Source organism: aff. Roholtiella sp. LEGE 12411, from assembly GCF_015206995.1.
In the GTDB taxonomy this organism is placed as follows: Bacteria; Cyanobacteriota; Cyanobacteriia; order Cyanobacteriales; family Nostocaceae; genus Komarekiella.
The window spans coordinates 1-14,275 of sequence record NZ_JADEXR010000147.1 but is presented as its reverse complement, the minus strand read 5'-3'; the positions used below and the strand labels follow the sequence as shown (position 1 = coordinate 14,275).

Here is a 14,275-nt window from a genome sequence, read left to right as displayed (position 1 = left end):
TCGTCATTTGTCATTGGTCATTGGGCATGGGGCATGGGGTATTGGGCATTGATATCTGTTCCATCTGCCCTAATTACTAGGTGCTACTAGTACACTTACCGCCGCAGCTAAAGATGTGCCGCACCAGCGACAGCCAATTTGCAAATTCTCAGCGGGGGAAACTTTATGACATTTGGGACACTCTAAGCCATAAATTCCTTGGGGTGGTGCTGAAGGTTTGGGTTGATGATGGTGATGTCCTATTTGCACTTGTGGCTGCTGATATACCGGAGGCGTGGGTGAATGGAAGTTTGCCGCTTGTGCTTGCGGTGGTGTCAAAATTGTTGCTGGAATATTGTTGATTGAAACGTTGGTGACTTGAAGTTTGGTTTGCCCTAAATAGATAACTGTGCTTTCAGTTAAAGGTCTTTCACCCTGGACTAGTTGCTGTCCATCTATAAGCGGGGGATTTTGCGATCGCAAATTTCTGATATAAAAGCGTTGTTGCTGGTTATGAAAAAAGATTTCAACGTGCAGACCAGATACGGTAGGGTTACTTAGAACAATGTCGCACCGGAGTGGATCGCGGCCTATGCGGATAGTGCCAGGATTTTTGCTTGGCTGTTGTTCGTAAATATTCTGAGTTTTATCTTGACCTGCATCGTGCCACTGTAAAGTTAGTGCGTTCATTGTTCTAACTTGGGTAACTCGTATTTAGCTACTTCAACTTCCTTCTGTGCGATTCCTAACACGATTGAGCAGAGGCAAGCAAGTATTTAGAAAAAACTTCAACAAAAGGATATTGAGAATATACAGCAGTTGCCACTTAGTGAGTGAGATCAACTAATCATAAAACCTTGACACCAAGAGGCTTTCAAGCCTGTGCCCTATCCCCTGCTATACACTTGATCTCGCAGATGCTAATTTATCTGCAATACGTGTGGTTTCTGGCAAGCGATACTTTGGTGTGCAGCGTAATACATAGTCAATTGCTGTTGACAAGCTGACTCTATGACCACTGGAGATATACACAGGTTTTACTCCTGTACGTGTTCGTAAAACTGCTCCAATCGTTTCACCTCGATGTATTAATGGTTGCAAACTTCCTTTAGTTTCAGGTAAATCTTCATGCTTACCAATTAGTAACGATTTTGCTACGCCAATCGTCGGTATATCTATAATTACCCCTAAATGGCTAGCTATACCGAATCTTCGAGGATGAGCAATTCCCTGACCATCGCACAGGATGATATCTGGTATTATCTCAATCTTTTCTAGGGCATCAAGTACAGCGGGAATTTCCCGAAATGAAAGGAAGCCAGGAATGTAGGGAAACGTAGTAGGACGACGTGCTAAGCTAGTTTCGACTACTTGCAAATCGGGAAAACTCAACACTGCCACCGCTGCACGGCTAATTGTTCCATCGGCTTCAAAACCCATATCCACGCCAGCAACGTACTGGACAGGTTCTTTGAATTTATCTTCAGTAATTACCTGACTTCGTAACTTTTCTTGGATAGCGATCGCTTCTTCTACTGTTAGGGGCCAAGTATGAGGTTGATCAATCTTCATATTTAAAGTTGGAATTATAAAATGTTGCTTGTACCTGTAAATCGGGAATCCTGAGATAGAAGATTATTTTCTCAGTTTTTCTCTTTTACTGGTATGACACAGCCTAATACTTTGGAACTTGCTAAACAAGGTGATACACAGGCGATCGCATCTCTGATAAATCGCCATCTACAACCTAAAGGCATTACTGCGACAGTTGTACTTGGAGATGCTTGCTTACAGGTAATGCTGGAATCTGCTCAAGTAATGAATCAGCAAGCTTTAATTACATTTGTCCGCAAAGGGATAACTGGTTTAGATGCTGCATTTATAGAAAGAGTGGAAGTTTACGCATATCAAACAGGCGATGAGTTTCCTGTTTGGAGTCAAGAATTTAATCTAGGTGTAACAAAAGCAGAATTAGAAGCAGTAATTAATGAACAGCCTTCCAATAATCCTCAAAATCTCACTATTTCTATTAACTTAAGTGGTGATACGGTTCGTGGATTAACAACCCAAAACTTCGAAATTCTTGCAAATAAAATGACAAGTGATATTTTTTCATCCTGTAAAGATATGTTTATTCAAAAGGTGAGTATTAGTAACGGTAAATCTGTTATTACAATTGAACGCTAGGGTTTTAATTAGTATTGAGAAGATGATTGTTGATCCTATCATGACTTTGTTTGTAATATTGAGCGATTATACCAACTTAAATATTCAGGTTTTTGTATTTATTGGTTATGACACAGCCAAATATTTTGGAACTTGCTAAAGAGGGAAATACACAGGCGATCGCTGCAACGATTAATTACCTTTTGCAACATAAATATATTACTGCCAAAGTAGCCTTGAAAGATGTTTGCTTACATGTGATATTGGAATCGGCTCATATTCCATAAAAAGAGGTCTCAGTTAAATTCATTCGTAAACTGATAATGAATTTACAAGTTAAATCTATCAAATCAGTTAAAATTTATGGGAAAGAAACTGGGGATAAATCAGTAGCTTGGATAGATTATTTAACTTTGATTGATGATGTCGAAAACCTGCAAAACGACTTCAGTAATTTCGGAAATAATTATCAGGAAAATCGAAAAACTAGCACTGAACTATGGCCTGCATGGATACCTTATCCATGCTCATGGTTTAGAGCATTTATTTTAATCACATTTATAGCTTTTATTGCCATAGTAATTTTTAGAATTACAGGATTTTGGGGTTTCATTTTATCATCTACTACTAATCATTTAGAAATATTAGTTCTATTTGTGGGATTAGGAATATTATTGCCAATGTTCTTAGTTGCTTATCTTCACAGTTTTTTCATGTCTTTGTGGAAAAAGCAGTCAACGTTACCTTACTGGCCTCGCTGGTTCCCCAATGCAAATAGTTTATGGGAAGGTTTTTATTCGCAAATGGTGATGTTATTGTCTTTTTTAATGACTATTGTCATCATCCTACCATTTTTACCATTGAGGAAGTGTCAGTATCAGGAAATCTTAACTTACTGCTCTGTAATAAACGAGGCAGTTTTTGATGAGTATGTTGAAAAGTACTATTTTGATAAAATTGCAGTATCAATTTGGATTGTAACTGCTGCATATCTTTATCAAGCAGAGTATCTATTTAGACAACGCTTCATACCAAAAGTGAAATCTATACTCAAAAAATATCAGTCAAAGCCCCAGTCTTATAATACTAATAATACAGATTTAGCGATAGACAGATTACGAGGTGATATGGGTATAACCCAGATGAGAAAGGGAAAAAAACAGCAATCTCAAATAACTTCTTTGTCTCAACACCATAATCAAAAACCTAAAAAATTAAGTAAGCAACTGTTAATATTGTTTTTGATTTCTTTAGTCACTACAGGAATATATTTGTTTTTCAAAATCCAAGAAATAAAAGAAAATATTCCTCTTTCCATAACCTCTACAACTCAAACGCCATTGCCATCAAAAGCCGCAGCAGTTATACCTTCATCAGTAACTTCCGACTTGTATAATCTTACGCCTAAGCTTGATAATTTCCGAGAGGCTGTTAATCAAGCAATTGGTGCAGCTAACTTAACTCAATCAGCGAAATCTCAAGATGATTGGAAGTTAGTTGTGAGTAAGTGGCAAGCAGCGATCGCACTTATGAAAGTAGTGCCATCTTCTAGCCCTAATTATGTAATATCACAGCAAAAAGCTATAGAGTATCAGCGGAATCTAAGCTACGCTCAGAAAAATGCCGAAGGTAGAAAGTAAGACAATAGCCGCTCAAAGTTAAGCTAGAGAAATTAGTGCGACCACTAAAATTTATGTGTAAAAAAAAAACTATGAAAACCAAAACATTCACTGCCATTATTCACAAAGAGTCTGTTCCTGCTATGCAGAAAATCAATAAAGATAATGTTTCGTTTTTATCTCGAATTCATCCTACGCTCTGTCTAGTGAGACGTGGGGCTTCTTCTGCTCCAGCTAACATAGAAGAAAAGTAATTTCGCTCCTGAAGCTAGCCATGACACAAAAACAGACGCGGCGCAATTTCTTAATGACCACCGCTGCTGTAACGGGTGGTATTGTGGCAACTACTGCCTTACAACAAAACGCCACTAATACCGCTACACCGCCAGTAATGATGCCAGAAAGAGTACTGGGACGCACGGAAGTAAAAGTGCCTATTTTCGGGTTAGGTGGCGCGGGACAAACGCCGCTATCTTGGGAAGGTAAAGAGCGAGATGCTGTGGCAATTATTCAAAGAGCGTTGGAACTTGGCATCCGCTACTTTGATACTGCGGCTAGTTATGGGCCAAGTGAAGATTATTTAGGCAAAGTGCTACCACCCCATCGCTCCAAGCTGTTTTTAACGAGCAAGACTGATAAAAGAGACAGGGATGGTGCATGGCGAGAATTGGAGCGATCGCTTAAACGTCTGAACACAGATTATCTTGATTTGTGGCAGTTGCATCATGTCTCTTTTTCTGAAGAATTGGACACCATCTTTAGTGCATCTGGTGCAATTAAAGCTATGGAAGAGGCAATACAGCAGAAACTTGTACGCTTTGCAGGTATTACCGGACATCATGATCCTGAAGTGATTGCTGAAGCACTGCGCCGCTATCCCTTCCACACTACACTGATTCCTGTTAACGCCGCCGACAAACACCACCCGCGTCCGTTTATCCCAGTAGTTCTACCAGTAGCTCAAGAAAAGAATGTCGGTGTGATTGCGATGAAAGTCCCGGCTTATGGACGGCTGTTTAAACCAAGTGGGTTAACAGGTATGCAGCAAGCTTTGGGATACACAATGTCTCAGCCTGGAGTTCATTGTTGCGTGATTGCGGCAAAAACAGTTGCACAATTAGAAGCGAATGTCAAGATAGCGCGGGCTTTTCAACCTCTCAAGGAGCAAGAACTGACTGCGATCGCTCAACAAACTGCTGGTATTTGGGAAGATGGTACATTCTTCCGTGCCTGGACTTAGGGTAATCTTGCAGATATTACAAGGCGATCGCTCAGTTCTCACAATCTATTTGATAATATTGGGTTGCTTGTGACATATTCAGTTGCAAAAGCTTCTCTACCCCTAACTCGTATCGAAAACTAGGTTTACAAGGTGAGATATTCAAACTACGAATAATCTCCGCTGCTACAGCCTTTGCTAGTAGGGGTGGTACAGAGTTACCAACTTGCCGGAATCCGTGCCATTTGGTCACATGAAATCTAAACCAGTCGGGGTATGAATGCAGCCTCGCTGCTTCCCTAACTGTGATACAACGAGGTGTAAATGGATGAATCGGTCTAGGAGAAGTAAAAGAACCTTTATGCATATCTGTGCCTGCTCTCAGGGTATTGCAGACACCAGCAAGATGTAGTTTATGAAAGCGACTAATCGGCTCTCTTTCCCCCTGAGTTGTCGCAGCAAAGCGTTTAATAGTTTCTATAGAGTGTTTGGTACGGAAACTTGAAGAGAGAATTCGGGAATCGAATTCACGTTCGTAGGAATAATCATCTGCTAAAGTGCCGATACGGCGAAGTATGAGAGCGTAATTACTAGGCTTGCCATACTCCGCGATTACCCAATCCCTTTCTAGTAATTCTGAATATTTTTCTACTTCTGGTAGATCTCCAATTGCGTCCCATACCGTCGGGCCATTTGGAAGAACAGATAAATTTTGGGATGTAGAATTATTTGGTAACGCTTGTTTGGTAATCGGCTGAGGATATTTCGGTAACTCGATATCTTCCCTTGCACCTATGAGGAATAATCTCTCACGAGACTGTGGCACACCGTAATAAGCAGCATTTAGAACTTGATAATTTTCTTCAACTTGATAGCCGTGAATTTTAAATTTTTCAATCAAGGTTGTGAGAATTTGTTTATGTTCGCCGACTGTGATTCCCCGAACATTTTCCATGACAAAAAATTTCGGTTGTAATTCTAAAACCAGCCGATGAAAGTGAAATACAAGTGAGTTTCGCGGGTCATCGAAAGCACGTTTACCAATTAGTGAAAATCCTTGACATGGTGAGCCACAAATTACGGCATCAATCTCGCGATCGCCAATTTCAGATCTATTTCTAATTTCTTCCCCTGTTATATCCACAACGCTTTTGCATAACACTGAGCAGAAGGGAAAGTTAAACTCATGTGTTGCACAATGAATGGGGTCTATTTCTACAGATGCGAGCACATCAAAGCCAGCCTGTTCAAAGCCGAGGGTCATTCCGCCAGCACCTGCGAACAAGTCAACTACGATCGGTCGTTGTTTTCTCACTTCATGAGCCATGACACCTCAACATAATTCGTAATTGATAATACTCGCTTTTGAGAAGCAAGCCCTAAGTAATTCGTAATTGCCTCATGCATCAATGTAGGTTCAGGCAAAAACAGATGCTTCGCACTTATTTTATTCATAATAAGTGAATTGATTTTCTATCTAAAATTACGAATTACGTTAGCGAGTCTTCGAGCGTCATTACGAACTACGAATTATTTGGTAGCATTTGCAAAATTTCTTGAGCAGCGCGATCGCACACTCCCACTTCTCCCAAACACTGCCGCATTTGGGCATAATCTGCCAAAGTTTGCTCTCTGCGTGCAGGATTTAGCAGTAATTCCATCACTGCCTGGGTAATATTCTCTGGTGTGGCTTGCTCTTGTAAAAACTCTGGTACAATCTGCTTCATGACCACTAAATTGGGTGGCGAGGCAAAAGGTATAGAACCTTTAAGAATTTTCCGGGCAATCCAAACAGTAATTGGATGCAGGCGGTAAACTACAACTTGCGGCACGTTTAACAGAGCAAGTTCCAAGTTGACAGTACCAGATTTAGTGATGGCGAAATCAACAGCAGCAAATACTTCCTTTTTTTGCTGACCTGATACAACTGTAGCGCGTAGACCGTAATGTTCAATTGCCTGCTCAATCGGCTGTCTGTAAATATCGAGAGACAGAGGAATCCAAAAATGAACTTCCGGTAATTTAGCTTGAACAGTTTGAGCAGCTTGGAAAATAACTGGTAAAAGATATTTTAGTTCTTGGCGGCGAGAAGCGGGGAGGAGTGCGATCGCAGTTTGTTCTGATGCAATTCCCAATTTTGCCCGCGCTTTTTGGCGACTAGGAGCGTCCTGCATTCGGTCAATCAAAGGATGCCCTACCCAACTTACTTTTGCACCTTTCTTCTGAAAGTAACGGGCTTCTTCTGGAAAAATTGCTAACAGTTTGTCTGTAAAGCTGACAATCCGGGCAGTATTACGTACATTGACTGCCCAAACCCATTCTTGAGGAGCGATGTAATACACTATGGGCACTCCTGGTAAATACTGCTGTATATAAGTACCAATACCGAGGTTTGGCCCCATGTAGTCAATCAGCACCACTAAGTCAGGTGGATTTTGCTTGAGGTAGGCGATCGCCTGTCGTTGTACTTTGAGAGTGGGCAAAATATAAGGCAGGCTTTCTAGAAGACCCATTGAGCCAATACTACTGGTATTACTCAGCAAGGTTGCCCCTGCTTCTAGCATTTTTTCGCCACCTAATGCCACAATTTCTAATTCCAAACTAGCAGCAGCAGCTTGACGCTTCAGGGCTGCAATTAGCAGCGACCCTTGCAAATCGCCAGACACTTCGCCAGTGCTGATAAATATCCGCATTTGATAATTACTAAAAATTAGAAGTTCAGATTTAAAAATTCAGAAGTTAGGAATTAGCAATGAAATTTCACTTCTAACTCCTAACAGATAACCTAGGACTCATCGCTCACGCCGGGTTTACTCTTTCCGGGTACTAAACCACGTCTTCCTGGCATCTGAGAAAGTAGCAGGAACCGACGTAAGTACTGTAGTTGTTCAGTTTCTCCTAGCAGTTCCAGCTGTTCCAAAGCGTCCTTAAAGGTCAAATTAGAACGGTAGAGAATGCGGAAGGCTTTTTTCAGGATTTGTAAGTCGCCTGAGTTCATACCAGAACGTTTAAGTCCAATCAGGTTCAGGGTTCTCACCCGCGCCGGATTGCCCTCCACCAGCATATATGGAGGCACATCACGATCAATACGTGTCATACCACCCACCATTGAGTGTCTGCCAATATGCACAAATTGATGGACACCCAAAACCCCACTCAGCCTAGCGCGTGACTCTATATGAACGTGTCCCGCCAAAGCTACAGAGTTAGCAATCACTACCTGGTCTTCAATAATGCAATTATGAGCTACATGAACATAAGCCATTAGCAAGTTGCCGTCGCCAATCACCGTCGCTTCACCAGCACCGGTAGCGCGGTTGATAGTAACGTACTCACGAATCAGGTTATGATCGCCAATTTTTACCCAGGTTGGTTCTCCCACAAATTTGAGATCCTGGGGTTCCATACCGATAGCTGCACCAGTAAAAATCTGATTTCGCGCCCCAATTTCACAAGGCCCTTCTAGCACTACATGAGCGCCAATTATAGTTTCAGGGCCTACTTTTACATGTGCGCCAATCACAGCATAAGCACCGACTTGCACTGTTGAATGTAGTTCCGAGTTAGGATGAACTACAGCAGTTGGATGAATAAGCGTCTTCAAGGGTGAATCTCCAGAACTGTCTTAAGCAGCCAGCGCCATTCCTTTAGGGAATGGCTTCGCCAGTTTCCAAACTTTGGGAAACCCTCCTCTAGGAATGGCTTACCGTGCTTTGGTTGCCATTGAGGCTACTGGCGTTACTAAGCTTTAAAGTATTGAGTAAACGAAAGTGTCGGGCAAAGCAAGTTAAGTGTGTTCGCGCAGCGTCTCCGTCAGGAGAAGAGAGGGCGTCGAAAATCAATAAATTATCAGATGCTTTTGTGGCTTGTTTTTTACTGCTATCCTCATTTAGGTTTCAGTAAGGGCACTTCACGGCTGTACTCACACCACAACAGCAAATTTTTAGTTAATTAGAGAAAACATCAATTCGCCTTCAGTAGCGATCTGACCGTCAACCTCGGCAATAGCTCGCATTTTACTGAAACGACGTTGTTTTACCCATAGCAGTTCCACGGTCATCACTAGCTGATCTCCTGGAACGACTTGACGACGGAAGCGGACTTTATCGATACCAGCAAAAACGAACAGTCCATCTTCAAACCCTGGCAATTGCTTCAGGACAATGCCCCCGACCTGTGCCATGGCTTCTACAATTAGCACTCCTGGCATCAGTGGTCTTCCTGGGAAATGCCCTTGAAAATGGGGTTCATTGACGGTGACGTTTTTAACGCCCACAGCTCGTTTACTTGGCACGTAGTCAATAATCCTGTCTACAAGTAAAAATGGGTAGCGGTGGGGTAGTAGTTTCTGAATTTCTTCAGAGACGAGAGTTGTTTTAATCTCAGATGTAGTTTTAGTATCATTAGTGGCTTCTTGTTCGGTAGATGTCGGTGTTGTTGTATCGATGCTGTTCACTTCAGTAAGGATTGACATTGGCAGTATGGTTAATTTTTAATCGGAGAACTTAAGTAGGCGAAAGTTAAAACGCTTTCTTTAAGGTTTTTATTGCTTAGAATTTAGCTTTGAAAAGCTAAAATTCTTTGCGCCAGCTGAATGTGTAAATTATGACTGGCTTTATACGCTAAGAAATGAGCACGGGGAAAAGTTCCTAGTAAACTCAAATCTCCTACTAAATCCAAGATTTTATGACGTACTGGCTCATTTGCAAATCTTAATGGTGGATTTAACCAACCTTCAGATCCACAAACAAGTGCATTATCCAAACTGCCACCTTTGATTAAGCCAGACTGCTGTAGATGTTCAATTTGATGCAGCAATCCGAAGGTGCGGGCCGGAGCAATTTCCGCAGCAAAGCTGGCAGAAGCGTTTCCGAGATCAGCAGTTGGCGACCAGCTGTGCCATTGATTACCAATAGCGGGCAGAGCGAAGTCAATACCGTAACTAAAGCGGGTTTCTGGTGCAGGCAGAGCACAAGCAAAAGCATCGTCTTGATAGACCCATATTGGCTCTTGAACAGCCAAAGAAATTTGATTGTTAGTAGATGGTTGTGATATTAAGCCAACTTGGGCGATGTTAGCTGTCCACACCTTAGCCGAACCATCTAAAAGCGGTACTTCCGGGCCATCAATTTCAATGCGGGCGTTATCCACACCCATACTCGCAAGTGCTGCCAGCAAATGCTCTACTGTACAAACAACTACCTCACCTTTACCCAACTCAGTTGAGAGAACAGTTTGACTAACTGCCGCAACTTGGGCTGGAATAATCGGTAAATTCGGTAAATCCACCCGCACAAAGTAGCGCCCACTTCCTGCCTCCGCTGGTAGTATCCGTACATGAGTACTGACACCACTATGCAGCCCTACTCCTGTTTGGGTGATTTCCGCAGCTAAAGTGTGCTGTTGCATAGACGAAAATTTAATATATTTCGTTTGGTAGTGTTCATAATCAGTTTTAGCCAAACCCTGATATGTGACTAAAAATGTCACTAATACCTGTATCGGAATAGTATTGAGGCAAATGTAAAAATTAGCAAGCCAATAAGAGAACAGATTGGTCAAGGTCAAGGGTCAATATTTTGACTTTAGACTCTTGACTTTGGACTTTGGACTCTTAACTAACTTAAAACCTTTCGCCAATACCAAAATTGATGCGGCTATCACCGTCATCATTGATGCCATAGTCAATGCGAATTGGCCCTAGTGGGGACTGCACGCGCACGCCAAGACCATAGCCGTAGCCGCTGCCGTTTTTGTTCAATACCTCAGCTGTTCTGGTACTAGTTCCCAAGTCAGTACCAAGATCGAAAAATAGTGCGCCGCTGACTACTGAGAAAACTGGAAAGCGATACTCAACGGATGCTTGCACATAGGTGCGCCCACTGCCTAATGCTCCTTCCTCATAACCACGTACGGAGTTACTACCACCAAGGGTAAAGGCTTCGTAGGGCGGCAAGTCACCAAGAATAGTTCCCGCTTGCAAGTTAAACGCCAGGGTTTGTGGCCCTTTAGTGAAGTTAGTAAAGCTAACAGGTAGATATTGGCTGTAACTACCTCTTAATCTGGTAAGAAAAATGCTGCCTAAGCCTATTGGTACTGATTGATCAACCCCAAAACGCAGATAAGAACCGCTGGTGGGTTGCAGGGGGTTATTACGCCGATCGCGCTGCGCTCCTAGTTGAACTAGTAGTAAATCGTCTTCACCTTCCCCTGAGAAGCTCAGGGGAACTGTTGTACCAGGGCGGAGGGTTCCATCATCATTGAATACCGCTCCCTCTTTTTTTAGATCGCCATCAGCATCACGGGTGGAAACTCGTTGATACTGTAAACCTGCTGAAGCCGTCCATTCGGAAGCTTGGTAGGGATTGGCACTCAGTGGACGAGTAAAGGTGATACCGCCACCTAGACGGAGAACACGGGGGCGATCGCGATCGTCGAATGTGCCATCAGATTCTTGATTGCCTAAAGTTCTGATGTCGTTATCTTGGCCATCAAAAATTAACGAAATGGAACTACGGCGAAAAATATTAGCCGTATAAGAAGTCCGGTACGGATCTCCCGCAATCCAAGGGTCTGTAAATCGTAGATCAAACAGCAGTTCCCGCTGTCCTACCTGCAACTCTGCACCCAGTTTTTGGTTCCTGCCGTTCAGATTTTGCTGCTGATAGCTAACAGTACCAAACAGTCCACTGGCAGAACTAATCCCAGCCCCAGCAGCAATAGAACCGCTGCTACGCTCAGCCACATTCACAATTACATTCACCTTGCTGGGGTCAGTACCAGGGTCTAGGGAGACATTCACATCTTCAAATAGCCCTAGTCCATATATCCGCTGTAGGTCTTTTTGCACCGTGTTGCGGTTAAATACTTGTCCGGGCTTCAACTCTACTTCTCGCGTAATAATATACTCTTGTGTCCGACCGCGAATCGGTTGTCCCTTCTCGTCTGTCTCTTGACCTTCTTTATTACGGAATCGGACTCTAATGTTCTCGACTACACCTTCTGCTACTTGTAGTGTCACAACTCCGTTTTGGGCAACTTGTGGCGCTCCAATTACGTTGGCTAGGACGTAACCTTGATCTTGATATCGCTTGGTTAACTGCTTGATACCTTCTTGCAAGTCACGCAAGTTGAGGATTCTGCCGTACTGTTCACGAAAGATTTCGTCCACTGTATTAGCTGGGATCACAGAGGCCACGCCAGTACCAGGATTCGCTTGCACTTGCACCTTAGTCAAAACAGGATTTGGCTGCACTATAAAGCTTACACGCACTCCTAAAGGGGTATCTTCTGGAGTTGCCTGAACGTTGGAGAAGAAGCCAGTACCAAAGATGGCATTAATATCTTCTTGTAATTGAGAGCGGGTTGTCGTTCGTCCTGGTTGGGTACGAATGACTCTATAAACTTGGGTTTCTAATTCTGGTGATAATTGCCCTGTTTGAGATCTAATTGCTACTTCCGACACCAGCACCCGCGGTTCGATCGCTTCGGGAGCAGCAGATGGCTGTTGAGTATTTCCTGGCGTTGTAGGGAATGTAGGCGGATTGACGTTCTGCTGATTAGGAGTGGTGCTAGGTGTTGAAAAAGGTGCTTGTTGTTGAGTTCCTGGGGATGGAATTTCTGGTGTGGAAGATGGCTGTTGAGTATTTCCTGGCGTTGTGGGAACTACAGGTGTTGCTGCGGGCGGGTCGAAGTTTTCTTGACCTGGAGTGATCCCAGGCGTTAAGAAAGGCGTTTGTTGTTGAGTCGCTGGGGGCGAAATTTCTGGAGTAGGAGACGGCTGTTGAGTATTTCCTGGCGTTGTGGGAACTACAGGTGTCGCCGATGGGTTGACATTCTCCAGATTTGGAGTGCTGTTGGGGGTTGAGGAAGGTGTTTGCTGCTGAGTAGCTGGAGGTGAAATTTCTGGAGTAGGAGACGGCTGTTGAGTAGGGTTCGGGTTTATTTGAGGAGTTTGTGCAATTATTGGCGTCGTGGCGGTTGGCACTATTACCTCTGATGTCGCCAGCGATGCTGAGTTGACTGTTAACGCCTTGACAGATGGATACTGGAGAGAATGTATCTTTGAAACCCCTTTTGCTTGAAGGCGAGATTTCAGCTTTTCAATCGAATGAACCCGATCGCTTTCTTTTTCTAGTTGCTGATTTGTTTCTAGGGTAGAAACCTCTGTTGTCTGTTTTAAACTGTCAGCGGTTTGTGCATTTGCACTTAATGAGCCGCCCAAAGGGGCTGCAATTGCCACTGCTGCCACCAGTACGGGGGATAAACGCATTTTATTTACATTCCTCTTCACGACCACACACCATCACAAACTAATCACTCATTTGTCCTTCGTCATTTGGTTACAAAAGACGAAAAACAAATGACAATCCACACGAGTTTAATTTATTTTTGCTCACTAATTATTACTTTCTACTGCTTTGAGCACTCGTTGTAAAACCTCCTGGTAGGCATTTTCTACATTCCCTAAGTCTCGGCGGAAGCGGTCTTTGTCCATGACTCGGCGGTTAGAGTCTTCTTCTGCTATATCCCACAAACGGCAGGTGTCGGGGCTAATTTCATCTGCCAAGAGCAACTGCTGTTGTGAGTCCAAACCAAACTCTAGTTTGAAGTCTACTAAAATAATGCCGCACCGTTGCCAAAAGCCGCCTAGAAACTCGTTGATTTTTAATGCTAGATGTATAATAGCGTCCACTTGTTCCGCAGTGGCTAGTTCCATTAGGTACAGGCGATCGCTTGTTAGCAAAGGATCTCCTAATTGGTCGTTTTTATAATAAAACTCTACCAAAGGTTGTTTTAGAACTGTGCCTAGCGGCAACCCTGTTTGCTGACACAGGCTTCCAGCTGCAATATTTCTGACAACCACTTCTAATGGCAAAATCTTTACTGCTCTGACTCGCATCTGATTTGGAGCCGGGCTGTCAATAAAGTGAGTTTTAATGCCATGGGCCTCCAATTGCTGAAATAGTTGGCTGGAAATACTACAATTAATTTTTCCTTTTCCTTCGATGCTGCCACGCTTTTGGGCATTAAACGCAGTAGCATCGTCTTTAAAATCAGCCAACAAGACTTCTGGTTCGTCTGTTGTATAGAGGATTTTTGCTTTGCCTTCGTATAGCTTTGAATTAACAGACATGGTGACAGGTAAAATTTTAGGCGATTAGCGACTTTTGTGTTTTCAGGCTTCACCATTTTATCTTTAGTTATTAGCTATAAGACTAATATTTGATTTTGGAAAAAAAGTCAGTACACCTTTATTACTTCTTCCCCATGCCCCATGCCTGTCTCTTAT

The 14,275-nt window shown here is 43.0% G+C and carries 14 protein-coding genes; 5 read left to right on the top strand and 9 right to left on the bottom strand.

What is annotated here, in order from left to right; genetic code table 11:
- Positions 1-69: 69 nt before the first annotated feature.
- On the bottom strand, positions 70-669 hold the full coding sequence (locus IQ246_RS23705) for an FHA domain-containing protein (RefSeq protein WP_194005784.1): 600 nt from the start codon (positions 667-669) through the stop codon (positions 70-72).
- Positions 670-876: 207 nt separating this feature from the next.
- Positions 877-1,551 carry a deoxyribonuclease V gene (nfi, locus tag IQ246_RS23700; protein ID WP_194005783.1) on the bottom strand — a complete coding sequence of 225 codons (675 nt, stop codon included), beginning with the start codon at positions 1,549-1,551 and terminating at the stop codon, positions 877-879.
- Between the two features lie 93 nt (positions 1,552-1,644).
- Between nfi and IQ246_RS23695 the strand changes: the two genes are divergently transcribed.
- The 5 genes from IQ246_RS23695 (at position 1,645) to IQ246_RS23675 (ending at position 5,004) form a co-directional block, all read left to right on the top strand.
- Positions 1,645-2,166 carry a hypothetical protein gene (locus IQ246_RS23695; protein WP_194005782.1) on the top strand — a complete coding sequence of 174 codons (522 nt, stop codon included), beginning with the start codon at positions 1,645-1,647 and terminating at the stop codon, positions 2,164-2,166.
- Between the two features lie 107 nt (positions 2,167-2,273).
- Positions 2,274-2,432 (top strand): hypothetical protein, encoded by a 159-nt coding sequence (locus tag IQ246_RS23690; RefSeq protein WP_194005781.1) that lies wholly within the window; start codon positions 2,274-2,276, stop codon positions 2,430-2,432.
- A gap of 36 nt (positions 2,433-2,468) precedes the next feature.
- Positions 2,469-3,785, top strand: coding sequence for a hypothetical protein (locus IQ246_RS23685; protein WP_194005780.1), 1,317 nt, complete (start codon positions 2,469-2,471; stop codon positions 3,783-3,785).
- 71 nt (positions 3,786-3,856) lie between these two features.
- Entirely contained in the window at positions 3,857-4,018 is a 162-nt protein-coding gene (locus IQ246_RS23680) for a hypothetical protein (protein ID WP_194005779.1), read from the top strand.
- 20 nt (positions 4,019-4,038) lie between these two features.
- Positions 4,039-5,004, top strand: coding sequence for an aldo/keto reductase (locus IQ246_RS23675; protein ID WP_194005778.1), 966 nt, complete (start codon positions 4,039-4,041; stop codon positions 5,002-5,004).
- Positions 5,005-5,035: 31 nt separating this feature from the next.
- Here the strand turns inward: IQ246_RS23675 and IQ246_RS23670 are convergent, their stop codons facing one another.
- The 7 genes from IQ246_RS23670 to purC all read right to left on the bottom strand — a co-directional run bounded on the left by IQ246_RS23670 (position 5,036) and on the right by purC (position 14,119).
- The gene (locus IQ246_RS23670; protein ID WP_194005777.1) at positions 5,036-6,310 is read right to left on the bottom strand and encodes a DNA cytosine methyltransferase; all 1,275 of its coding nucleotides are present in this window, start codon (positions 6,308-6,310) and stop codon (positions 5,036-5,038) included.
- 196 nt (positions 6,311-6,506) lie between these two features.
- Positions 6,507-7,676: a lipid-A-disaccharide synthase gene (gene lpxB / locus IQ246_RS23665; protein WP_194005776.1), complete on the bottom strand. Its 1,170-nt coding sequence runs from the start codon at positions 7,674-7,676 to the stop codon at positions 6,507-6,509.
- Positions 7,677-7,768: 92 nt separating this feature from the next.
- Positions 7,769-8,587: an acyl-ACP--UDP-N-acetylglucosamine O-acyltransferase gene (gene lpxA, locus IQ246_RS23660; RefSeq protein ID WP_194005775.1), complete on the bottom strand. Its 819-nt coding sequence runs from the start codon at positions 8,585-8,587 to the stop codon at positions 7,769-7,771.
- A 339-nt stretch (positions 8,588-8,926) separates the two neighbouring features.
- The gene (gene fabZ, locus IQ246_RS23655) at positions 8,927-9,457 is read right to left on the bottom strand and encodes a 3-hydroxyacyl-ACP dehydratase FabZ (protein ID WP_194005774.1); all 531 of its coding nucleotides are present in this window, start codon (positions 9,455-9,457) and stop codon (positions 8,927-8,929) included.
- Positions 9,458-9,540: 83 nt separating this feature from the next.
- A complete protein-coding gene (gene lpxC, locus IQ246_RS23650) occupies positions 9,541-10,392 on the bottom strand; it encodes a UDP-3-O-acyl-N-acetylglucosamine deacetylase (RefSeq protein WP_194005773.1) in 852 nt (283 codons plus the stop codon).
- Positions 10,393-10,606: 214 nt separating this feature from the next.
- Positions 10,607-13,255, bottom strand: a complete 2,649-nt coding sequence (locus tag IQ246_RS23645; RefSeq protein WP_194005772.1) for a BamA/TamA family outer membrane protein — start codon at positions 13,253-13,255, stop codon at positions 10,607-10,609.
- Between the two features lie 126 nt (positions 13,256-13,381).
- Positions 13,382-14,119 (bottom strand): phosphoribosylaminoimidazolesuccinocarboxamide synthase, encoded by a 738-nt coding sequence (purC, locus tag IQ246_RS23640; protein WP_194005771.1) that lies wholly within the window; start codon positions 14,117-14,119, stop codon positions 13,382-13,384.
- Positions 14,120-14,275 lie beyond the last annotated feature (156 nt).

What these genes read in the sequence shown, in the direction of transcription:
- IQ246_RS23705 (WP_194005784.1), bottom strand. Translation starts at nt 669, where the DNA reads ATGAACGCACTAACTTTACAGTGGCACGATGCAGGTCAAGATAAAACT.
- nfi (WP_194005783.1), bottom strand. Translation starts at nt 1,551, where the DNA reads ATGAAGATTGATCAACCTCATACTTGGCCCCTAACAGTAGAAGAAGCG.
- IQ246_RS23695 (WP_194005782.1), top strand. Translation starts at nt 1,645, where the DNA reads ATGACACAGCCTAATACTTTGGAACTTGCTAAACAAGGTGATACACAG.
- IQ246_RS23690 (WP_194005781.1), top strand. Translation starts at nt 2,274, where the DNA reads ATGACACAGCCAAATATTTTGGAACTTGCTAAAGAGGGAAATACACAG.
- IQ246_RS23685 (WP_194005780.1), top strand. Translation starts at nt 2,469, where the DNA reads ATGAATTTACAAGTTAAATCTATCAAATCAGTTAAAATTTATGGGAAA.
- IQ246_RS23680 (WP_194005779.1), top strand. Translation starts at nt 3,857, where the DNA reads ATGAAAACCAAAACATTCACTGCCATTATTCACAAAGAGTCTGTTCCT.
- IQ246_RS23675 (WP_194005778.1), top strand. Translation starts at nt 4,039, where the DNA reads ATGACACAAAAACAGACGCGGCGCAATTTCTTAATGACCACCGCTGCT.
- IQ246_RS23670 (WP_194005777.1), bottom strand. Translation starts at nt 6,310, where the DNA reads ATGGCTCATGAAGTGAGAAAACAACGACCGATCGTAGTTGACTTGTTC.
- lpxB (WP_194005776.1), bottom strand. Translation starts at nt 7,676, where the DNA reads ATGCGGATATTTATCAGCACTGGCGAAGTGTCTGGCGATTTGCAAGGG.
- fabZ (WP_194005774.1), bottom strand. Translation starts at nt 9,457, where the DNA reads ATGTCAATCCTTACTGAAGTGAACAGCATCGATACAACAACACCGACA.
- lpxC (WP_194005773.1), bottom strand. Translation starts at nt 10,392, where the DNA reads ATGCAACAGCACACTTTAGCTGCGGAAATCACCCAAACAGGAGTAGGG.
- IQ246_RS23645 (WP_194005772.1), bottom strand. Translation starts at nt 13,255, where the DNA reads ATGCGTTTATCCCCCGTACTGGTGGCAGCAGTGGCAATTGCAGCCCCT.
- purC (WP_194005771.1), bottom strand. Translation starts at nt 14,119, where the DNA reads ATGTCTGTTAATTCAAAGCTATACGAAGGCAAAGCAAAAATCCTCTAT.